This window comes from Empedobacter sp. GD03797 (assembly GCF_029842105.1).
Classification (GTDB): Bacteria; Bacteroidota; Bacteroidia; order Flavobacteriales; family Weeksellaceae; genus Empedobacter; species Empedobacter falsenii_C.
Map to the genome: position 1 here is coordinate 52,393 of NZ_JAOCFS010000008.1, position 22,715 is coordinate 75,107.

Genomic DNA, 22,715 nt, shown 5'->3' on the forward strand with positions numbered 1-22,715 from the left:
AAATCCAGCTGAAAAGCTGGATTTTTTGTTTTATATCATTCAAAATCGATTAAACATCAATTTTTGCATAGTGTGCATTTTTCTCGATAAACTCACGACGAGGCGGTACATCATCACCCATCAACATAGAGAACACGCGATCTGCTTCTGTCGCATTGTCAATCGTTACTTTACGTAACGTTCTGTGCTCTGGATTAAGTGTTGTATCCCATAATTGCTCTGCGTTCATTTCCCCAAGACCTTTGTATCGTTGAATTGTAACTCCTTTACCAGAACCATCTGTAGAGAATTCGGCAGTTAAACGCTCACGATCTTTTTCGTCCCAAGCATATTCTGCTTTCGCTCCTTTTTTAATTAAATATAAAGGTGGCGTTGCAATATAAATATGTCCTTGCTCAATCAATTCTTTCATGTAACGGAAGAAGAATGTTAAAATTAATGTCGCGATGTGAGAACCGTCGACATCGGCATCGGTCATAATTACAACCTTGTGATAACGTAATTTTGAGATATTAAGTGCTTTAGAATCTTCTTCTGTTCCGATTGTTACACCTAAAGCTGTATAGATATTTTTAATCTCTTCGTTATCCAAAACTTTGTGCGCCATCGCTTTCTCTACATTCAAAATCTTACCACGTAATGGTAAAATCGCTTGAAAATGACGATCACGACCTTGTTTTGCCGTTCCTCCGGCAGAATCTCCCTCGACTAAGAATAACTCAGATTCTTCTGGTTTACGAGAAGAACAATCCGCTAATTTCCCTGGCAATCCGCTTCCTCCCATTGGGTTTTTGCGTTGTACCATTTCACGAGCTTTTTTCGCTGCCTGACGAGCTTTTGCTGCTAAAATTACTTTATCAACAATTTGTTTTGCTTCTGTTGGATTCTCTTCTAAGAAATTCGTTAACATTTCTGCCACAATTTTATCAACTGCAGGAGAAACCTCAGAGTTTCCTAATTTCGTTTTCGTTTGACCTTCGAATTGAGGCTCCATTACTTTTACCGAAATAACTGCTGTTAATCCTTCGCGGAAGTCATCTCCAACGATTTCAACTTTTTCTTTTGCAAGATTAAAGTTTTCTTCAGCATATTTTTTCAATGTACGTGTCAATGCACGACGGAAACCAGATAAATGTGTTCCACCTTCGTGTGTATTGATGTTATTTACGTATGAATGTACATTTTCATTATACGACGTATTGTATCGCATTGCAACCTCAACCGGAATTCCATCACGTTCACCTTCCATGAAGATTACTTTGTCCATAATAGATTCGCGGCTACCGTCGATAAACTCAACAAATTCTTTTAATCCTTCTTCAGAATGAAAAGTTTCTGTTACAGGATTTCCATCAGCATCTTTTTCGCGCTCGTCAACCAATACAATATTGATTCCTTTGTTCAAGAAAGCTAACTCACGCAAACGATTTGCTAAAGTAGAATAGTTATATGTTTGTACTTCTTGGAAAATTGTATCATCTGGCGTAAAAGTAACTGTTGTACCACTTTTATCAGTCGTTCCAACTTCTTTTACATCATACAAAGGTTTCCCTTTCGAATATTCCTGAATATATTGTTTTCCGTTCTTGAAAACTTCTGCCGATAAATGGTTAGAAAGTGCATTAACACACGAAACTCCAACACCGTGCAAACCTCCAGAAACTTTGTACGTATCTTTATCAAACTTACCTCCTGCACCAATTTTCGTCATTACAACTTCTAATGCAGATTTTCCTTCTTTTTTATGTAAGTCGACAGGAATACCACGTCCGTTATCTTCTACACGAATCGAGTTCCCTTCTAAAATTGTTACCTTGATTGTATCACAGTATCCTGCTAAAGCTTCATCAATAGAGTTATCAACAACCTCGTAAACTAAGTGGTGTAATCCTCTAACTCCGACGTCACCAATGTACATCGATGGACGAAGACGTACGTGCTCCATTCCTTCTAACGCTTGGATATTATCCGCCGTATATGTGTTATTACTCATAATATGTCTCTAACTTTTTAAAACAAACAAATATAGTGAATTTTGACGAGAAAACCTCTTAAAAAGAACTTAAAGTATTGGATAAAATAACGTTTTAAGGTTCATTTTTTGGATTAATTCAATAATTGTTAAAATAAAAAATCCGAAATCAAATTGATTTCGGATTTCAAGTATATAATTTCTATAAACTAAATATCTTTCTTTTCTAAGTAAACGACTTTTTTCGTTTCGAAAAAATCTTCGTCAAAAAAGTTTTGAATATCAAATAAAACTGCATTCGGAAAACCTGCTAATTCTTCTGTCAAATCGCCTCCTTTTAGGTACAACAAACCATTTGGAAAAGGATTAATCCCTTCTTTTTTGAATTTTCCACGAATCCATTCCGCAAATCTTGGCATCGCAGTTACCGCACGAGAAACAACAAAATCGTATTTATCTGTTAACTCTTCGGCACGCTTTTGTTCCGCTTTTACATTCGTCAAACCTAAACCATCAGCCACACCTTTTACAACCTTGATTTTTTTCCCGATAGAATCTACCAAATGAAACTGAACATTCGGAAACAAAATTGCCAACGGAATTCCTGGTAAACCTCCTCCAGTTCCTACATCAAGAACAGAAGAACCGTCTGTAAACTCCATCACTTTTGCAATCGCTAACGAATGTAAAATATGATTCGTATAAATTTCGTCAATATCTTTTCGAGAAACAACATTGATTTGATCGTTCCATTCTTTGTACAAATCACCAACTTTCGAAAATTGCTCGATTTGTTTCTCCGTTAAATCAGGAAAATATTTTAAAATTAAATCAATCATTGCTTAAATAATTTCTGAAACTCGCTGACAAACGTAATCTAACAACTTTGTATCGTCTTCTGTAAACGGATTAATTTTGTGCGAATCGATATCAATTTGACCAATATTTTCTCCATTTTTGAAAATTGGAACAACAATTTCAGCTTTCGTTTCGATTGAACAAGCCAAATAATTATCTTGTGCATAAACGTCTGGCACAACAAAAGTTTCGTTAGATTCTGCCACTTGCCCACAAATTCCTTTACCATAAGGAATTATTGTATGATCGGTTGCCGCTCCAACATAAGGACCAAGTTTTAGCTCGTTTTTATCTCCATTCTTGAAATAAAATCCCACCCAATTGTAGTATTCAACTTCATCACTCAACAATTGACAAATCTTTTGTAGTCTGTCTTCCGTAGAAATTGCGCTATCAATTATGACATCCACGCGTTTATGTAAATCTTGCATTTTGTTACTTCTAAAAAAGCAAATTTATTGATTAATCATAACTTAATCAAAAGTTGACGTTTTTCATTTATCTTTGTACAAGATTTTTTAATCAAATGAAAGAATTTAAACCCTTATTGTTATTCCTTGCACGTTTTTTAGGAACTTACATTATTTTAAGTTTAGCTTATAAATTATATTTAGATCAATATTTACCGCACAATAACCCTGATCCGTTTACAAAATTAACATCAGATATAACAGCTTTTGGCTTGAACAAATGTGGTTTTTTCTCATTTTCTAATATTGCCGAAAATCACCCTTGGATGCGTTTGGTTGTAGATGGACAAGTTGCATCTATTGTAAATGAAGGTTGTAATGCGATTTCTATTCTGATCATTTTCGTTTCGTTTATCGTTGCTTTTTACACGAATTTCAAACAAACTTTTTTGTTTATTTTGTCTGGTTTAGCAATTCTTTTTGTGATGAATATTTCGAGAATTATGTTGCTAAATTATATTTTTAGATACCACGCAGAATATGGTAAAATGGCGCACGATTATTTGTTTCCAGCAATTATTTATGGTTCAATCGTAATTCTTTGGATTGTTTGGATTAAGTTTTTTGTAACAAAATACAATAAGCGAAATGCCAAATAAATATTTACGTTACGCAATTGCAGTTTTACTTGTTTTTGGATTGATATTAGTCCGAAAATTTGAAGATGTTTTATTTTATGATCCTTTCATAAAATACTTTCATTTTGTTGGTCATTCAAAATTCCCAGAAATTGATTTACCAAAATTGAGCGCTAGTTTGACAGTTCGTTATCTTATCAATACATTATTAACTGTATTAATTATTTGGTTTATTTTCTGGAAAAAAATTTACGTTAAATTCTCTATCATTATCATGATTATTGGATTAATCGTTCTTTTACCAATCTATAATTATTTGATTTCGACACAATTTTCATCAGGCGAAATGATTTTCTTTTATGTGAGAAGATTTCTCATTCAGCCTATGTTTTTATTGATTTTAGTTCCTTGTTTTTATTACCAAGAAATACAATATAAAAAAACGGTCGAAAATTAATTTTCGACCGTTTTTTTATTTTATCTAATTTATATTTTACAATAAACCTGATTCATCTTTTTCTTGTTGTGCATCCAATTTTGCTTGCTCTTTTGCAGCAGCTTCTTGTGCTTTTTGTTCTGCAACTTTACGTTTTTCTTCGTTTGCAATCTCTGCATTTGCTTTATTCACCGCTTTGTATTTATAAAGCCAGCCTAAAAATCCTCCCAAAATAAATCCGATACCAGCACCTCCAGTAATTCCTACCAAAAATTCTTTATCCGAAAATAATCTCGAAATATCCAAATTCGTAAAATAATACATTGCAATACTAATCGCAATCAACAAAAATCCAATAAAAGTAGAATAGGTCATCGTTATATGTTTTTAAAATAAATCTTGTAACATTCTTTGGCGAACAGCTTCGTACAAAATCGCTCCAGCCGCAACCGAAACATTCAATGAAGCAGTTTGTCCAGCCATAGGCAATTTAATAATTTTATCCGAAATTTTAATAATAGAATCCGAAACACCATCTTCCTCACTTCCCATCACAATAGCTGCAGGAACAGAGAAATCTGCATCATAAATAAATTCTGCTGATTTTTCAGAAGCACTAAAAATTGAGATTCCAGCCGATTGTAAATATTTAATAACATTCACTAAATTTCCTTCTTTACAAACCGGAATATTATACAACGCCCCTGTCGAAGTTTTGATCGCATCTGCATTTACAGAAGCCGAACCTTTTGCTGGAATAATAATCGCGTCAACACCAACACATTCTGCTGTACGAGCGATCGCACCAAAATTACGAACATCAGAAACACGATCTAAAATCAAAATAAAAGGCGTTTTTCCTTGTTCCCAAATTTGAGGTAATACATTTTCGATTGAATCAAATTCGATTGGAGAAACGAATGCGTAAACACCTTGATGATTTTTTCCAGTAAAACGATTTAGTTTTTCTAAAGGCACATAACTTACAGGAATTTCATATTCAGTGATTAATTTTCTCAATTCTGAAAAAATTTCTCCTTGTAAACCTTTTTGAATAAAAATTTTGTCGATTGTTTTCCCTGCTTCAATCGCTTCTATTACTGGTCTTAAACCAAAAATTCCTGCTTCGTTTTTCATAAGTGCAAAGATAAAAAAATTATACGTAACTATTTACCAATCCTTCTTCTCAATTGTTGCAAATAATTTGGAAAGCTCATATACAACATGCAACCAATGACAATTAGCGAAATCATTGAGATTAAATTTAGTTTGAGATGAATGATTTTTGACACAAAAACAACCACCAAAACAACATTAAATAAGGTTTGAAAATAAAAATGTTGCGCAATTTTTCGTCCAAAATCTGATTTGCTATATGAAGCAAAAAACATAAAAAGCACTAAAATTGTAAGAATTAAACTAATTTTCATTCTAAAAAAATTCACTAAATTTGAAAGGTTAAATATACTCAAAATGCAACAATATCACGATTTATGTAAAAAGGTTTTGGCAGAAGGCGCTTTTAAAGAAGACAGAACGGGAACGGGAACGAAAAGTATTTTTGGTTACCAAATGCGTTTCGATTTGTCGGAAGGTTTTCCTTTGGTGACGACTAAAAAATTACATTTAAAATCGATTATCTACGAATTGTTATGGTTTTTGAAAGGTGATACAAACATCAAATATTTAACAGATAACGGCGTTAGAATTTGGAACGAATGGGCCGACAAAAATGGCGATTTAGGTCCTGTTTATGGACATCAATGGCGTTCATGGGGAAAACCTGACGGAGAAGTTGTTGACCAAATTAAAGTTGCAATTGATCAAATAAAAAACAATCCTGATTCGCGTAGAATAATAGTTTCTGCTTGGAATGTTGGTGAATTAGATCAAATGGCTTTAGCGCCTTGTCACGCATTTTTTCAGTTTTATGTGAATGATGGAAAATTATCGTTGCAATTGTATCAACGTAGTGCAGATATTTTCTTAGGTGTTCCATTCAATATTGCGTCTTATGCATTATTACAAATGATAGTTGCGCAAGTTTGTGAGTTAAAAGTTGGCGATTTTGTACATACGTTTGGAGATGCGCACATTTACAAAAATCATTTCGACCAAGTTGAACTACAATTAACGCGAGAACCTTTTCCATTACCAACAATGAAAATCAATCCGAATGTAAAAGATATTTTTGATTTTACATACGAAGATTTCGAGTTAGAAAATTATCAAGCTCATCCTCATATCAAAGGAATTGTAGCGGTTTAATTTTTATTTTAACGTTATTTTTTTTGTAATTTATAATAACTTATTTAATTTTATTAACATTAAATATAATATTAACACGCAATTATGAGAAAAAATTTTACGCTTGTAGCTATGCTTTTAGCTATGACTATTACCTATGCGCAAGAAAATAGCAATAATCAATTAAAAAACATTGACACTTCATTACCTAATTCAAAAAAAATAATTCTAGACTTAAAGAATGTTGAAAATCAATTAGCGTCTAATGCTAATACTCTTAATAAAAATTCAAAATTAGAAGTTACTCTTCCTAATAATAAAGGAAAAAATGAAAAATTTGTTTTAGTTGAAAGAGAATTATTAAATGATAAAATGAAGGAACAGTTTCCTAACATTAAATCATATTACGGATATTCAACTTCTGATCCATTAAAAAAAATCAGTTTAGGCTACTCTACGGCTCAAGGAATTAATGCTATTGTATATTCTTCAACTGATAAATATATTATCGAAAAAACAGCTGGTCAATATGAATTAATTGATAGCGAAAATCTTCCAAGTTTAAAAAATTTCAGTTGTGGTAGTGTAGATTCAAGTACTTCTGTTGTATCTAGCGAATCAAAAGGAATTAATAACCCTTCTACTTACAGAAAATACAAACTAGCAATAGCAACTGATTATCAATACAATAAATATTTTTCTGGTACTCAAGAACCAACTTTAGAAACATCTATTGCTGCTGTATCAAAATCATTAACTTATATATTACCTATATATGAAAATGACTTGTCTATTTCTTTTCAATTAGCTGACAATCTAGACAAAGTAACTTATCTTACAGCTGCTACTAGTCCTTTTAAAACAACTGGATTAAACGCTGAAGTTCAAAAACAATTGGACGCAAATATTGGTTCTGAAAATTATGATATTGGAATCCTATTCACTAATCTTCTTGGAGGAGGAAATGCTGGCTATATCGGAAGTGTTTGTAATAATACTAAAAAAGGATCAGCTTATATTGGACCTGTAGAAACAAATCCTGAAGGTTTTAATTTTTCGGTTGCTGGTGCCCATGAGATGGGACATCAATTCGGAGCAAATCATGTTCACGCGAGAAACGAAGGATATATGGCGAATAGAGAAATCGGAAGTGGTGTAACAGTTATGGGATACCCTGGCGTAACAGGCACTCATGATGTTCAAAATACTTTCATTTCTCAATTTAATCATTATAATCTTGAACAAATTAATAGTTATTTAGCTAAACAAACATGTGGTACAACTACAGAAAGTACTAACAAACCTCCTATAGCAAATGCTGGAAAAGATTACACAATACCAAAAGGAACTGCTTTTCATTTAATTGGAAGTGCTAATGATACAGATAATGATAAATTAACTTATTCATGGGAACAATCAGATCCAATATTAACATATACAGGATCTAATTTCAAAAATCCAAGTAGTAAAAATACTGATGGTGCAAATTTTAGAGTTTATGAACACTCTACAAATCCAGAAAGATATTTTCCCCCAATGGAGAATGTACTAAATAGTCAGTTATATTCTACATGGAATACAGTTTCTGATATAGCAAAAGAGATGAACTTCGTCTTACAAGTCAGAGATAACAAACAAGGAGGAGGTCAAATTGATTCGGACAAAGCATTGATAACAATTACTGAAGATGGTCCATTTAAGATTAATAATATTAACCTTAACCAATCATTTAAATCAGGAGAAACATTTGACTTAAAATGGGATGTTGCTGGGACAAATACAGGAGCAATTAATACACAAAATGTAAAAATAAAACTAACAACAGACGAAGGCAAAACATTTACCACTCTATTAGAATCAACTCCTAATAACGGACAAGCTTCTATTACATTACCTAGCGGTGTTACTGCAGAAAAAGCAAATATTATCATAGAAGCTGTTAATAATATTTATTATGCAGCAAGCCCTTTTATAGCTATTGGTTATGAAGTTAGTTTATCATGTAATCAATTTTTCGCGACAACTCCAATCACAATGAAAGATGCCGTAGGAAGTACTGCTGGAATTACAAATATCACAATTCCAATTTCTGGAGAAACAAAAAAAGTTGAAGACATCTCATTAATTACCGATATTACACATGATAATTCTAACGAATTAGTTGTTATGTTTGCTAAATCTGGTGTTGATCAAATTTATCAATATGCATGGTACCAAAGCTGTACTACACCAAACTTATCGTATAAATTTAATAAGTTCGGAGGCTCAAGTTTTGATAATTGTGGAGTAAAAGATGCTGTAATTACAGGTACTTTAGATCTTAAACGTTATGAAAACATAACAGCAAATGGTTCGTATTTATTCCGCCTTGCAGATTTAAAAGCTGGAAATATAGGAACTGTCAATAAAATAGGAATTGAATTATGTCATCGTGAAACGTCAAAATTAGCTGTTTCAGACATCACAAAACAAAATGAATTATTTGTTTATCCAAATCCTACAAATGGTAATTTTAATATTCGTATGAACACGAAAACTAATAAAGTAACTGCAGAAATTATTAACCTTGCTGGACAAGTTGTTTCTACAAATACTTATAATGTTGCTGGAAATAAAATCGACCAAGCAGTTAATGCTACAAATTTACCTAAAGGTGTATATCTTGTAAAAATTAATGATGGAGATTCAACACAAACGAAAAAATTAATTATTAAATAATTTTTTTCATTCAATAATTCATACAAAACCCATTTTTTAATGGGTTTTGTAATTTAAAATACAACCATTATGAAAACTATTTTTCTTATAATTCCACTATTCATTTTAAGTTGCTCAGCAAATAAATTAACTCAACATCAAGATAACTTTGACGATAAAAGTAATTTAATTTTAGAGTTACGAGAAAATTCTCTCGAAAATTTCGATTCTATTTTTACAATTAAAAATGATATTGAGTTCGGTAAAACATTAGGCCCGATAAATGCGACTCGTATGCCTGGAGTATCAATTGGAATTGTTAATTTTGATAAAAATAATTTAGTCGTTTTTAATATGAAAACAGATAGTATTAATATTATCGACATAAAAAACGGAGTAATTTTATACGAAAGAATCAAGAATAAAAATTCTGAATCAACTTCTAACCAAGAAAATTTGATTAAATTCTATAAAATTCCATTTTCAAATTCCCTGTATAAATTTCAAGAAATTAATTAATTGAATTTAAATCTTCATAAAATATACTTAAAGTCTCCAAATTGGAGGCTTTTTTTGTAACTTTTCGAGAAAATTATCAACCAATAGAAATAAAATTTTACAATGAAAAAACGCATTCTTTGGCTTTCATCAGCCTTTATTATATCAAGTCTTACTTATGCGCAAGTAATGACGCCACCACCGAGTTACAACGAAAACCAAACGAATAAATTAGATATTTATCGTGCGGAGGCAGAGCGAATCAACAATCTTGTTCATACCAAGTTAGATCTTAAATTTGATTATGCAAAAGAGCACGTTTTGGGTGAAGCTTGGATTACGTTGAAACCGCATTTCTATGCAACAAACAAAGTTACGTTAGACGCAAAAGCAATGTTGATTAGCGAAGTTGCTTTGGTAAATGGCGCTACAAAAAAGAAATTAAATTATAAATATGATGATTTACAATTAGTCATCGATTTAGATAAAGAATACAAAAAAGATCAAGAATATACGCTTTACATCAAGTATACAGCGCGTCCGAACGAAGTAAAACAAGAAGGAAGTGCGGCGATAAACGATGCAAAAGGTGTTTATTTTATCAATGCAAAAAGTGATCGACCAAATTATCCTACTCAAATTTGGACACAAGGCGAAACAAAATCTTCTTCTTGTTGGTTCCCGACAATTGATAAAACAAATCAAAAAACTTCGCAAGAAATCACGTTAACATATCCTGATAAATATGTTTCATTATCAAATGGAACGATGAAATCTTCAAAGAAAAATTCGGACGGAACAAAAACGGATTATTGGAAATTCGATAAAAAACATGCGCCATATTTATTCTTTTTCGGGATTGGAGATTATGCAGTCATCAATGACAAATGGAAAAACATCAATGTTGATTATTATGTAGAGCCAGAATATAAAGATGTTGCGAAGCAAATTTTTGGTAACACGCCAGAAATGATTCAGTTTTTTTCTGATAAATTAAACTATCCTTATCCTTGGGATAAATATGCGCAAATGACAGCTCGCGAATATGTTTCTGGAGCAATGGAAAATACAACAGCTTCTCTTTTTCATGATGGTGTTCAGCAAAAAGCTGGTCAATTAGTCGATGAAAATACTGCTGAATATGTGATTGCGCACGAATTATTTCACCATTGGTTTGGAGATTTAGTAACAGCTGAGAGTTGGGGAAATTTAACGGTGAATGAATCTTTTGCGAACTATTCTGAATATTTATGGTTCGAATATAAATACGGAAAAGAGAAAGCGGATGAGCATCGTTACAACGAAATGTTTGGTTATAAACAAGGTGATGGACCAACGAAAAATTTGGTTCGAGTTCATTATAATTCTCGCGAAGATATGTTTGATGGTGTTTCGTATAACAAAGGTGGAATCATCTTACATATGTTGAGAAATTTCTTGGGAGATGATGCTTTCTTCAAAGGTTTGAACAAATATTTGAAAGACAACGAATACGGAAAAGCTGAATCTGCACAATTACGCTTGGCTTTGGAAGAGGTTTCTGGCCGTGATTTGAACTGGTTTTTCAATCAATGGTATTACGAAAATGGTCATCCAAAATTAACTATTGTTTCAGACTATTCTTCAACGAATAAAAAAGTAAAAGTTGTTGTTCGTCAAGATGCTTCAAAATTATTTGAATTCCCTTTTGCAATTGATATTGTCGAAAACGGAAAAACAACACGTCAACAAGTTTGGGTTCCAAAACAAGCAGAAACTGTTTTCGAATTTGCTTCAAACCAAAAACCTGATGTCGTTATTCCAAATGCGGATCAAGTTTTATTAGCAGATATTGATGATAAAAAACCTGTTGAAGATTTTATTGCGCAATACAAAGCTGGAAAAGGAAATTACACGACGCGTTTATTAGCGATTGAAGCGATGGCAAATGCGCAAGCTACTAATCCAAAAGCGGCTGATGCATTAATTAATGCGTTAGATGATTCATTTGATGGATTAAGAATTTATGCGATTCATAAATTAGATACAAAATCAAAAACGATTGTAGATAAAGCTTCTTCAAAATTAAAACAATTAGCTTCTAACGATCCTAAAACATTGGTTCAAGCGGCAGCTTTAAGTGCTTTGAATGATGCCAATATTTATGATGCAACAATTTTCGAGAAAGCTTCAAAAAGTCCATCGTTTAGTGTTCAAGGAGCTTCATTAACAGGAATCTTAAAAAATAATCCTTCAAAAATTAATGATTTAACAACTAATCTTGACAATGAAGTAATTAAAGGTTCGCCAGATTTAGCAATGGCATTAGTTCCGACTTGGATTAAAAATAATCAATTGGATAAAGCTGCTTTAATTTCTGAATCTGCTGCGATGTATGAATTTGTAAAATTCCAAGATGCAGAAAAAGGAAAAATTGCTGAACAAGCTTTCAATTGGATTATGAACAATGATACACCAGATGCAACAGCTGAAATTGCGAAAACATATTCGCGCTATTATCCATACTTGAAAGAGCAAAATCCACAAGCTGGACAAGCGGTGAAAATGATGGCTGAAAAAGCGTTGCAAGTGAAAACGAATGCAGCAAAAACAATTAAATCTGCAACTATTGCAAAACAAGTGGAGCAATTACAAGATGCAATAAATAAAATGAAATAATTCGCTAAAATTATTATATTTGTTAGGCTATCCCCAAAAAGGATAGCTTTTTTTACCTTATAACTTATGATAAACATTGTAGTAGCAAAAGCAAGCAACAACGTAATTGGTGCAAAAAACGATTTGATTTGGCATTTACCAAATGATTTGAAACATTTCAAAAGTATAACTTCTGGACATCCTATTATTATGGGACGAAAGACGTTTGAATCATTGGGTAGACCTTTACCAAATCGTACCAATATTGTTGTGACAAGAGATCAGAATTGGAATGCAGAAGGTATCGAAATTGCTTCATCTTTAGCAAAAGCAATAGAAGCTGCAAAAAAAATTGACGATGATATTTACATTCTTGGTGGTGGAAATATTTATAAACAAGCGATGGAATTTACAGATGTTTTGTACATCACAGAAGTTCATCACGAATTTGATGGAGACACTTATTTTCCAGAAATTGACTCGGACGAATGGGAAGAAGTAGAACGACAAGATTTCAAAAAGGATGAAAAGCATCCGTATGCTTACTCGTTTGTGACGTATAAAAGATCAGATAAAGAAAATTAGAAAAATTACGAGCATAAAAAAAGCAAGAACCAAAATTCTTGCTTTTATATTTTATTAATTTAACAACTTAGTGCTTAACATCTTGTACTTCGTCTGGATTGTGTTTGTATTTGAATACAATTGCGAACAATACCGTAACGACTAATGCGTAACCTGCAAAGATGAACCAAGAATGTCTCCATCCTTCTAATTGTAATGTCAAATCAGTTTGACTATACACTAAATGATTCACGATATATTGCGCAATTAACATTCCGATAGTTGCTCCAAAACCATTTGTCATCATCATAAAAACTCCTTGTGCAGAAGAACGAATTTCTTCGTTTGTTTCTTTGTCTACATACAATGAACCTGATACGTTGAAGAAATCGAAAGCGATTCCGTAAACAATCATTGATAAGATAAACATCCAAACGCCAGATCCTGGATCTCCTAATCCAAATAATCCGAAACGTAAGACCCAACCTACCATTGCCATCAACATTACGATTTTGATTCCGAATCGTTTTAACACAAAAGGAATTAATAAAATACACAATGTTTCTGAAACTTGAGATAACGAAATTAAGGCATTTGCATTACTTGCTCCCCACGTATTAGCATATTCTGGAATATCTTTAAACGTTGTGATAAATGGATTTGCATAACCATTTGTAATTTGCAACGAGACACCCAAAAGCATCGAAAAGATAAAGAAAATTGCCATTTTTCTATCCTTGAATAATGCAAAAGCTTTTAAACCAAATGCATCAGAAATAGATTGTTTTTCAGAACTTTTGTTAACTGGACAATTAGGTAATAAGAAGCTGTATAAAAATAATACAACACCTAAAACTCCTGATACAAAGAACTGATAATAATTGGATTGAAAACTTACGAATGTTGGATCACTTGAAAAGTTAAATCCAAAAACACCATCTTTAAATCCAGAGAAATTAACAAATAACATAGCAACAATAAAACCTACTGTACCAAACGTTCTGATTGGTGGAAAGGATTTGATTGTGTCTAAATTATTTTGTTTTAAAATTGTGTAGGCTGTTGAGTTAGAAAGGGCGATTGTTGGCATAAAGAACGCCACACTAACCGAATAAAGTGCGAAGATTGTTGTGAAATCTACATCGTTTCCAGCTGTCATTCCGTAATAACCTGCTGCAAACATAAAAATCGCAGCTAATAAATGATTCAATCCCAACAAACGTTGTACAGGAATCCATCTATCCGCTACAATACCCATTATTGCGGGCATAAAAATCGACACAATACCTTGCATCGCGTAAAAAAGACCAATTTTTGGACCTAAGCCAACTGATCCTAAGTAATTTCCCATAGAGGTTAGGTATGCTCCCCATACCGCAAACTCAAGGAAACTCATGATTGTAAGTCTAAGCTTTACAGACATAATTATTTGAAATAGTTATTAGTTTCCCATGTTATCGATTTGATCACGAAGGCGAGCTGCCAATTCGTAATCTTCATTCTTCACAGCTTTTTCCATCTCAGTTTCAAGTTCAGATTTTGTCCAACCTTCATATTCGTTGATATCAGACAAATCATTTTCCAAACCAGCCAAGATATCCAAATCATCTTCAAAGTTATTTGCTGCGCGACGTATATTTTCTTCTTCTTCAATAACGTCCAAATGAATTCCAGCTTTTTCTACAACATTATCATAGGCATAGATAGGTGCATTGAAACGAACAGCCAACGCAATTGCATCAGAAGTTCTCGAATCAATTTCGGCACGTTGTCCATCATCATTCACAAAAACAATATTCGAGTAGAAAACGCCATCCTCTAATTTATAAATATAAATTGAATCAACATTTAATTGAAATTCTTTTCCTAATGAAATAAACAAATCGTGTGTTAATGGACGAGGTGGATTAATATCTTTCTCTAAAGCTAATGCGATTGATTGCGCTTCGAAGCTCCCAATAATAATAGGTAACTTTCTTCCTCCTACATTTTCCTCAAGAATCAACGCATATGCGCCAGTCTGAGTTTGACTGTAAGAAATTCCTTTAATATTTAATCTAATTAAATTGTCCATTTGGGTGTAAATCTATGAAAAACTGATGAATATTTAATCTTTTTTTAATGAATAAAAAAAATCCGAACCACCTAAATGATTCGGATTGAATTTATAATCTTAAAATGATTAAGCTTGACCTTTATATTTTTTTAACTCTTCAGTTAATTTAGGTACAATCTCAAAAGCATCTCCTACGATTCCGTAATCTGCTGCTTTGAAGAAAGGTGCTTCTGGATCATTGTTGATGACAACAATTGTTTTAGATCCGTTAACTCCAGCTAAGTGCTGAATAGCTCCGGAAATACCAACTGCGATATATAAATTTGGCGCAATTGCTTTTCCTGTTTGTCCTACGTGCTCAGCATGAGGTCTCCAACCGATATCAGCAACTGGTTTAGATGACGCTGTAGCAGCTCCTAAAACTTTTGCTAAATCTTCGATCATTCCCCAGTTTTCTGGACCTTTCATTCCACGACCTGCAGAAACTACGATATCAGCTTCTTTCAAATCGATTTTATCAGAAGAAGCCATTTCTGTTGAAACAACTTTTACTTTAGCATCTGCATCAGAAACTGATACTGAAGCTGATTCTTCTGAACCAGAAACTGCATTTTCTTTTGCTCCGAATGCGTTTTGTAAAACTGTAACTACAACTTTTCCTGAAACTGCAACAGTTTCAATTCCTTTTCCAGAGAATGCTTTACGCGCAACTATGAATGGAGAAACTGCTGTTGGGGCTTTTTCTACATTTGTTACTAAAGATGCTCCTGTTTTGTATGCTAAAACTGGTGCTACAGTCGCTCCTTCGTTTGTTGATGGTAAAACCACAACATCTCCTTGAGCAACTTCAGCCAAAGCTTTTGCGTAAGAATTTGCATCAAATTTTGCTAAAGCTGCATTCTCAACTTTAACTACTTTAGATGCTCCATATTTATATAATTCGTCAGCAGCAGCATTTCCAAAAACGATTGCTGTAACAGTATCTCCAGCAACATCAGCTGTAGCTTTTGCGTAAGAAACTGCCTCTAATCCTGCTTTTTTATATTTTCCGTCGTGTGACTCTGCGTATACAAAAATTGCCATTTTTTAATTTCTTTTTAGGTGAATAATTAGATTACTTTAGCTTCTTCGTGTAATAATCTTACCAATTCTGCTACATTGTCTTTGTCGATTAATGTTACATTACCTCTTTCAGCAGGTTTTACATAACCAACAACTTCAACTTTAGTTTCTGTCGCTTCTGGTGCAACAACTGTGATTTGTTTTGTACGCGCTTGCATAATTCCACGCATGTTAGGAATTCTTAATGCAGCTTCGTCAACCAATCCTTTTTGTCCTGCGATAACAGCTGGTAAAGCAACTTCTACAATTTCTTTTCCTCCATCAATTTCGCGAACAGCTTTTGCAGAAGAACCTTCTACATCAAGACCGATACATCCGTTTACAAAACCGTAATCTAACATTGCTGCAACTAATCCTGGTACAGAACCTCCGTTGTAATCAATTGATTCTTTTCCTGTCAATACTAAATCGAAACCACCATCTTTAGCAGCTTTTGCGATTTGTGTAGCAACAAAGAAATCATCGCGAGCATCAGCATCAATACGAATTCCATCATTCGCACCAATTGCTAAAGCTTTACGCATAACTGGATCTACAGTTGCATCTCCAACAGTTAAAATTGTAACAGTAGCGCCTTGTTTTTCTTGTAACTCTACTGCTTTGTTTAAACTAAATTCGTCGTGCGGGTTAATAACGAACTGAACGCCATTTTTGTCAAATGATTTTCCATCAGCTGTGAAGTTGATTTTTGCTGTAGTATCTGGTACACTACTAATACAAACTAATATCTTCATAATTTTGTGTTTACTTTTTCTTTTATGTAAAAATAACTAATTTATTTTATTATGCAAGCATAACATTGTTAATTCTTTACTAAGTCGTTACTTTTCGCTTTCAATTGTTTTTTATAAACTGAATTTGAAACCAATACACTTAGTTCGTACAATAACCAAAGAGGAATTGTCACTAAAACCATACTATACACATCGTTTGGAGTAATCGCAGCTGCAATCACTAATACAACGATAAATGCGTGTTTGCGGTATTCTTTCAAGAATTTTGGAGTTAAGATTCCAATACTCGTTAAGAAGTAAACGAAAACTGGCATCAAAAACATGACTCCCATCGATAATAATAATTGAACAAATAAATCGATATAACTTGGCAATGTCCATGTATTTCCTACACCAAAAGGGTCGTACGTAAATAAGAATTGCGTACACAATGGTAGCAACATATAGTAGCTAAATAGTACTCCTGTTACAAAGAAAAACGAAACAGCAAAGATGGTAAATCCTGCATATTTTCGTTCAGCTTCTTTTAAGGCTGGTTTTACAAATCGCCAAATTTCAAAAATAATATAAGGAATTGCGATAATTACGCCACACACAATTACAGCAAAAAACTGTGAAGTAATCTGTCCTGATGGATTAAGATTGGTCAATTCTTTCGAAATGTCAAATGATTCGGTATAAATTTTTCCGAAACCTGTTAATTCACCAAATTGATTAAAAATATCAAACGTTGGAAAAGTTGATTTTAATGGAGCCATAATTACATGTTCCACCAATTCGTCCCAATAAATAGCGACTGCAATAGATGTAATCACAATTGATAAAATAGAACGAACCAAATGTCCTCTCAACTCACCAATATGAGCCAAAAATGACATACTCGATTTTGTATTATCTGCCATACGCTTATTCGATTCCTTCGTTTAAAATTGAGTGAATATCCAAAATTCCATAATAATGATTTTCTTCATCAACCACCACCAATTGTCCAATACTGTTGTGACGCAAAATTGCTAAAGCTTCTCTTGCTTTTTCAGTTTTTTGAATTGTTTTCGGATTCATTGAAGCAATATCTTTCGCTGTTAAATGTGCAAAAGTTTCATTATTTAATAACATTCGGCGCAAATCTCCGTCTGTTATTACACCAACAATTTTATCATTATCTATCACAACTGTAATTCCATGACGACCTGATGTTAATGAATTAATGACTTCTGTAATCGAAGAATCTGGATGAACAAAAGGTTTTCTTTCTGGATCAACAATATTTTCTACTGTCCATAATAATCGTTTTCCTAATGCTCCACCTGGATGATATTTTGCAAAATCGTTTTGTGTGAACGCTCTCAATTTCATCAAAGCAACTGCCAAAGCATCACCCATTACTAATTGAGCTGTTGTAGAAGTTGTTGGTGCCAAATTTACTGGACAAGCTTCTTTATCAATATTAACATCCAAAACAATGTCTGAATTTTTTGCTAATTCTGATTTCAAATTTGATGTCAATCCAATCAAAACCGAAGCATATTGTTTAAGAATCGGAGCCAAGTAAGTAATCTCTGGCGTATTTCCACTTTTCGAGATACAAATCACCACATCTTCTGGTCGCACAAGACCCAAATCGCCATGAATGGCTTCCGTCGCATGTAAAAATTGACTTGGAGTTCCGGTAGAATTTAACGTTGCTACAATTTTATTTGCAATATGTGCACTCTTTCCAACTCCAACAACTACCAACTTTCCTTTCGTGTTATATATCGCATTTACCGCATCAACAAAAGACTCGCTAATACGAGAAGCTATTGCTTCTAGCGCTTGAATTTCTTCTCGAAAAACATCTTGCGCTATTTGTATTAATTCTGAATTTCCCACAATAAAATTTCTATTGTCTATTTTTAAAATTTTTCGTACTTTTACTCTCCTTTTTTATTTACACTCAATTATATATAAATCATATAAAATTTATGTGTATATTTAAGAGTTATCAAATATAGGAACTATTTAATTTATAATATTAATTTTAGTCTTTTGTGTAGATGGAAGCCACTTCGAAAAACTTAACATCTTACCTAAAAAAATATTTTGGTTTCGACCAATTTAAAGGACAGCAGCACGAAATCATTACAAGCTTACTAAATAAAGAAGATGTATTTGTTTTGATGCCAACTGGAGGAGGTAAGTCTTTATGTTATCAATTACCGGCATTAATGTCAGATGGAGTTGCGATTATTGTATCCCCTTTAATCGCGCTGATGAAGAATCAAGTAGACGCTATACGTGGAATTTCTGAAAATGATGGAATTGCCCACGTATTAAACTCATCTTTAAATAAGTCAGAAACGAAAACAGTTATGACAGATATTAAAGATGGAGTAACTAAAATGTTGTACGTTGCACCCGAATCTTTGACAAAAGAAGAATACATCGATTTCTTTAAATCGGTAAAAATTTCTTTTTTTGCGATTGATGAAGCGCACTGTATTTCTGAATGGGGACACGATTTTCGACCAGAATATCGTAATCTAAAAGCGATTATCAACAAAATTGGTGATGCGCCAATTATTGCTTTAACAGCAACAGCAACACCAAAAGTACAAGAAGATATTCAGAAAACTTTGGGAATGCAAAGCGCTAAAGTTTTTAAAGATTCTTTTAATCGTACGAATTTATTTTACGAAATCCGTCCAAAGGTTGATCAAGACAAACAAATCATCAAATTTATCAAACAAAACGATGGTAAATCTGGTGTCATTTATTGCTTGAGTCGTAAAAAAGTTGAAGAAATTACCCAACTTTTACAAGTAAATGGAATCAATGCTATTCCTTATCACGCAGGTTTAGACGCCAAAACACGTAGCAAACATCAAGATATGTTTTTGATGGAAGATGCAAGTGTTGTTGTCGCTACAATTGCTTTCGGAATGGGAATTGACAAGCCAGACGTACGTTTTGTGATGCATTACGATATGCCAAAATCGTTAGAAAGTTATTACCAAGAAACTGGTCGTGCAGGTCGCGATGGTGGTGAAGGTGTTTGTATTGCTTTCTATGATTATAAAGATATCGAAAAGTTAGAAAAATTCTTAGCAAGTAAACCTGTTGCAGAACGCGAAGTTGGAATGCAATTACTTTCTGAGGTTGTGGCGTATGCTGAAACTTCGATGTCGCGTCGTAAATTTTTGTTACATTATTTTGGAGAAGAATTTGACGACAAAAACGGCGAAGGTGCAAATATGGACGACAATATGCGCAATCCTAAAAAAATGATTGAGGCAAAAGATGATGCCGTAATTGCCTTAAATGTTGTTCAGAAAACAAATCAAAAATTAAAATTAAATGATGTTGTAAACGTTATCGTTGGTAAAGAAACTTCGATTACAAAATCATATAATTTGAGCTCCGAAGATTTCTTCGGAATTGGAAAAGCAAAAGAAGATTATTATTGGAAATCTATTTTACGTCAATTAATTGTGCGTAATTTATTAGAGAAAGAAATCGAATCGTATGGTGTCTTAAAAATTACCAAAGCAGGAAAAGATTTCATTAGCAAACCAACTTCTTTTGAAATTGCCGAAGATATTGATTTCAAAAAATTATTATCGGAAGGTAGTTTCGACAAAGAAGAAACGTCTTCTGCTCCTATTGCTTTTGATGATGTTTTATTGAAACAATTGAAAGATTTACGTAAAAAAATCTCTAAAAAACATCAAATTCCACCTTTTGCAGTTTTCCAAGATTCAAGTTTAGATGATATGACAATGCAATATCCAACAACCGTTAAGGAGTTAACAAATGTGTTTGGAGTTGGAGAAGGAAAAGCTCAAAAATTTGGGAAAGAATTTGTAGATTTTATTGCGCAATATGTTAAAGATAACGATATCATTCGCCCTGAAGATATGGTGATTAAACAAGTTGCGGACAAATCGAGTCACAAAGTTTATATCATCCAATCAACAGATAGAAAGTTAAATCTTGAAGATGTTGCGGAAGCAAAAAATATGACGATGAGCGATTTGCTTTCAGAAATGGAAAGTATCGTTTATCAAGGAACAAAATTAAATATCAATTATTACATTGACGAAGTTTTGGACGAAGACCAACAAGAGGAAATTTATGAATTCTTGATGGATGCAGATTCTGACTCAATGTCATCATTGTTAGATGAATTTGGTGACGATTATGATGAAGAAGAATTACGTTTGATGCGTATCAAATTCATCAGTGAAGTCGCAAATTAAACCATACAAAAAATAAACTTTCAGCCCAAGGAATGCTTATCTTTGGGCTTAATTATTACAAGAAAAATGAACAATAAAGCAATATTAATGATTTTGGACGGATGGGGAATTGGACCAAACCCTGCTGTTTCTGCAATCGCGCAAGCAAATACACCTTTTATAGATAGCTGTTTCGAGAAATTCCCACATTCTACGTTGGATACGTTTGGTTTAGCCGTTGGTTTACCAGAAGGGCAAATGGGAAATTCGGAAGTTGGACATATGAATTTGGGTGCTGGACGCGTGGTTTTCCAAAACTTAGTTCGAATCAATATGGCAGTTGAAAACGGAACGTTACAAAACGAACCAATCTTAAAAGATGCTTTTCAATATGCTTTAGAGAATAACAAAAAAGTACATTTCATCGGTTTAGTTTCTGATGGTGGTGTACACTCACATATCAATCATTTGAAAGGTTTGTTAGATGCAGCAAATCAATCAGGTTTACAACAAAATGTTTTTGTACATGCTTTCACTGATGGTCGTGATACCGATCCAAAATCTGGTGAAGGATTTATCACAGAATTGATGAATCATATGACAAAATCAACAGGAGAAATTGCTTCGATAACTGGTCGTTATTATGCAATGGACCGTGATAAGCGTTGGGAACGTGTGAAATTAGCATACGATGCAATGGTAAATACAGTTGGTGAAACAACAACAAATCCATTAGAAGCAATTCGTGCATCTTATAATGAAGGTGTGACAGACGAATTCATCAAACCGATTATTGTAACGGATGAAAATGGTCAACCAAAAGCTAAAATCGAGAATGATGATGTAGTGATTTGTTTCAATTTCAGAACTGATCGTGGACGTGAAATCACAGAAGTTTTAACACAACATGATTATCCAGAATTTGGAATGCATAAATTAAATCTAAAATATATCACATTGACAGAATATGATGCTACATATACTGGAGTTGCGGTAATTTTTGATGAGAAAAACATTGTTAATACACTAGGAGAAGTTATTGCAAATGCTGGTCGCAAGCAAATTCGTATTGCTGAAACTGAAAAATATCCGCACGTAACATTTTTCTTCAATGGTGGTCGCGAAGAGCCTTTCGTTGGAGAATCTCGTATTTTATGTGCTTCGCCAAGAGATGTTGCGACTTACGATTTGAAACCAGAAATGGCAGCTTACGATATTACAAATGCTATTGTTCCTGAAATCGAAAAAGAATCAGCTGATTTTATTTGTTTAAATTTCGCAAACACGGATATGGTTGGTCATACAGGTGTAATGTCTGCGGCGATAAAAGCTGCTGAAGTAGTAGATTCTTGTGCGGAGAAAATTGTAAATGCAGCTTTAGAACATGGTTACAATGTGGTAATTTTAGCCGATCACGGAAATTCAGATTTTATGATGAATGAAGACGGATCACCTAATACGCAACACACAACGAACCCTGTTCCATTTATTTTGGCTCAGAAAGATATCAAATGGAATGTTGAGCATGGTAAACTTGGAGATATTGCGCCAACTATCTTAACTTTGATGGGAATTGAAATTCCAACCGAAATGACTGGAAATATTATTGTTCAAAAAAAATAACCTAAA

The 22,715-nt window shown here is 33.2% G+C and carries 21 protein-coding genes; 9 read left to right on the forward strand and 12 right to left on the reverse strand.

Annotated features, from left to right (window positions below; all coding sequences use genetic code 11):
- Positions 1 to 49 precede the first annotated feature (49 nt).
- The 3 genes from gyrB to N5D90_RS07860 all read right to left on the reverse strand — a co-directional run bounded on the left by gyrB (position 50) and on the right by N5D90_RS07860 (position 3,261).
- Entirely contained in the window at positions 50 to 1,993 is a 1,944-nt protein-coding gene (gyrB, locus tag N5D90_RS07850) for a DNA topoisomerase (ATP-hydrolyzing) subunit B (protein ID WP_125349786.1), read from the reverse strand.
- Between the two features lie 188 nt (positions 1,994 to 2,181).
- On the reverse strand, positions 2,182 to 2,808 hold the full coding sequence (gene rsmG, locus N5D90_RS07855) for a 16S rRNA (guanine(527)-N(7))-methyltransferase RsmG (protein ID WP_280062133.1): 627 nt from the start codon (positions 2,806 to 2,808) through the stop codon (positions 2,182 to 2,184).
- 6 nt (positions 2,809 to 2,814) lie between these two features.
- The gene (locus tag N5D90_RS07860; RefSeq protein WP_038332644.1) at positions 2,815 to 3,261 is read right to left on the reverse strand and encodes a GAF domain-containing protein; all 447 of its coding nucleotides are present in this window, start codon (positions 3,259 to 3,261) and stop codon (positions 2,815 to 2,817) included.
- Between the two features lie 95 nt (positions 3,262 to 3,356).
- Here N5D90_RS07860 and xrtF point away from each other — a divergent pair, with 95 nt between their 5' ends.
- Positions 3,357 to 3,899 (forward strand): exosortase family protein XrtF, encoded by a 543-nt coding sequence (xrtF, locus tag N5D90_RS07865; protein ID WP_038332642.1) that lies wholly within the window; start codon positions 3,357 to 3,359, stop codon positions 3,897 to 3,899.
- Positions 3,889 to 4,335, forward strand: a complete 447-nt coding sequence (locus tag N5D90_RS07870) for an exosortase F system-associated membrane protein (RefSeq protein WP_038332639.1) — start codon at positions 3,889 to 3,891, stop codon at positions 4,333 to 4,335. Before xrtF ends, N5D90_RS07870 begins: the two co-directional genes overlap by 11 nt.
- Before the next feature lie 36 nt (positions 4,336 to 4,371).
- Here N5D90_RS07870 and N5D90_RS07875 read toward each other — a convergent pair whose 3' ends face one another.
- Genes N5D90_RS07875 through N5D90_RS07885 form a run of 3 tightly spaced genes read right to left on the reverse strand, consistent with a single transcriptional unit; the run spans position 4,372 to position 5,744 of the window.
- Positions 4,372 to 4,689: a hypothetical protein gene (locus N5D90_RS07875; RefSeq protein WP_038332637.1), complete on the reverse strand. Its 318-nt coding sequence runs from the start codon at positions 4,687 to 4,689 to the stop codon at positions 4,372 to 4,374.
- Positions 4,690 to 4,701: 12 nt separating this feature from the next.
- Entirely contained in the window at positions 4,702 to 5,451 is a 750-nt protein-coding gene (gene rlmB / locus N5D90_RS07880; protein WP_038332636.1) for a 23S rRNA (guanosine(2251)-2'-O)-methyltransferase RlmB, read from the reverse strand.
- A 29-nt stretch (positions 5,452 to 5,480) separates the two neighbouring features.
- Positions 5,481 to 5,744, reverse strand: coding sequence for a hypothetical protein (locus tag N5D90_RS07885; RefSeq protein ID WP_038332632.1), 264 nt, complete (start codon positions 5,742 to 5,744; stop codon positions 5,481 to 5,483).
- A 43-nt stretch (positions 5,745 to 5,787) separates the two neighbouring features.
- On the opposite strand from N5D90_RS07885, the gene N5D90_RS07890 reads away from it, so the two are divergent.
- The 5 genes from N5D90_RS07890 to N5D90_RS07910 all read left to right on the forward strand — a co-directional run bounded on the left by N5D90_RS07890 (position 5,788) and on the right by N5D90_RS07910 (position 12,978).
- Positions 5,788 to 6,582 carry a thymidylate synthase gene (locus N5D90_RS07890; RefSeq protein ID WP_280062096.1) on the forward strand — a complete coding sequence of 265 codons (795 nt, stop codon included), beginning with the start codon at positions 5,788 to 5,790 and terminating at the stop codon, positions 6,580 to 6,582.
- Positions 6,583 to 6,666: 84 nt separating this feature from the next.
- Entirely contained in the window at positions 6,667 to 9,279 is a 2,613-nt protein-coding gene (locus N5D90_RS07895; protein WP_280062097.1) for a reprolysin-like metallopeptidase, read from the forward strand.
- Positions 9,280 to 9,348: 69 nt separating this feature from the next.
- Positions 9,349 to 9,777, forward strand: a complete 429-nt coding sequence (locus N5D90_RS07900; protein WP_280062098.1) for a hypothetical protein — start codon at positions 9,349 to 9,351, stop codon at positions 9,775 to 9,777.
- A 102-nt stretch (positions 9,778 to 9,879) separates the two neighbouring features.
- A complete protein-coding gene (locus N5D90_RS07905; RefSeq protein ID WP_280062099.1) occupies positions 9,880 to 12,414 on the forward strand; it encodes a M1 family metallopeptidase in 2,535 nt (844 codons plus the stop codon).
- A gap of 66 nt (positions 12,415 to 12,480) precedes the next feature.
- The gene (locus tag N5D90_RS07910; protein ID WP_280062100.1) at positions 12,481 to 12,978 is read left to right on the forward strand and encodes a dihydrofolate reductase; all 498 of its coding nucleotides are present in this window, start codon (positions 12,481 to 12,483) and stop codon (positions 12,976 to 12,978) included.
- A gap of 67 nt (positions 12,979 to 13,045) precedes the next feature.
- Here N5D90_RS07910 and N5D90_RS07915 read toward each other — a convergent pair whose 3' ends face one another.
- The 6 genes from N5D90_RS07915 to N5D90_RS07940 all read right to left on the reverse strand — a co-directional run bounded on the left by N5D90_RS07915 (position 13,046) and on the right by N5D90_RS07940 (position 18,741).
- On the reverse strand, positions 13,046 to 14,380 hold the full coding sequence (locus tag N5D90_RS07915) for an MFS transporter (RefSeq protein WP_280062101.1): 1,335 nt from the start codon (positions 14,378 to 14,380) through the stop codon (positions 13,046 to 13,048).
- Between the two features lie 18 nt (positions 14,381 to 14,398).
- On the reverse strand, positions 14,399 to 15,031 hold the full coding sequence (locus N5D90_RS07920) for a bifunctional nuclease family protein (RefSeq protein WP_038332620.1): 633 nt from the start codon (positions 15,029 to 15,031) through the stop codon (positions 14,399 to 14,401).
- A 108-nt stretch (positions 15,032 to 15,139) separates the two neighbouring features.
- Entirely contained in the window at positions 15,140 to 16,096 is a 957-nt protein-coding gene (locus N5D90_RS07925; RefSeq protein WP_280062102.1) for an electron transfer flavoprotein subunit alpha/FixB family protein, read from the reverse strand.
- Between the two features lie 26 nt (positions 16,097 to 16,122).
- A complete protein-coding gene (locus N5D90_RS07930) occupies positions 16,123 to 16,869 on the reverse strand; it encodes an electron transfer flavoprotein subunit beta/FixA family protein (RefSeq protein WP_280062103.1) in 747 nt (248 codons plus the stop codon).
- Positions 16,870 to 16,937: 68 nt separating this feature from the next.
- Positions 16,938 to 17,771: a twin-arginine translocase subunit TatC gene (gene tatC, locus N5D90_RS07935; RefSeq protein ID WP_280062104.1), complete on the reverse strand. Its 834-nt coding sequence runs from the start codon at positions 17,769 to 17,771 to the stop codon at positions 16,938 to 16,940.
- Positions 17,772 to 17,775: 4 nt separating this feature from the next.
- Entirely contained in the window at positions 17,776 to 18,741 is a 966-nt protein-coding gene (locus N5D90_RS07940) for a KpsF/GutQ family sugar-phosphate isomerase (RefSeq protein ID WP_280062105.1), read from the reverse strand.
- Positions 18,742 to 18,905: 164 nt separating this feature from the next.
- On the opposite strand from N5D90_RS07940, the gene recQ reads away from it, so the two are divergent.
- Positions 18,906 to 21,107 (forward strand): DNA helicase RecQ, encoded by a 2,202-nt coding sequence (gene recQ / locus N5D90_RS07945; RefSeq protein ID WP_280062106.1) that lies wholly within the window; start codon positions 18,906 to 18,908, stop codon positions 21,105 to 21,107.
- A 66-nt stretch (positions 21,108 to 21,173) separates the two neighbouring features.
- On the forward strand, positions 21,174 to 22,709 hold the full coding sequence (gpmI, locus tag N5D90_RS07950) for a 2,3-bisphosphoglycerate-independent phosphoglycerate mutase (RefSeq protein ID WP_280062107.1): 1,536 nt from the start codon (positions 21,174 to 21,176) through the stop codon (positions 22,707 to 22,709).
- Positions 22,710 to 22,715 lie beyond the last annotated feature (6 nt).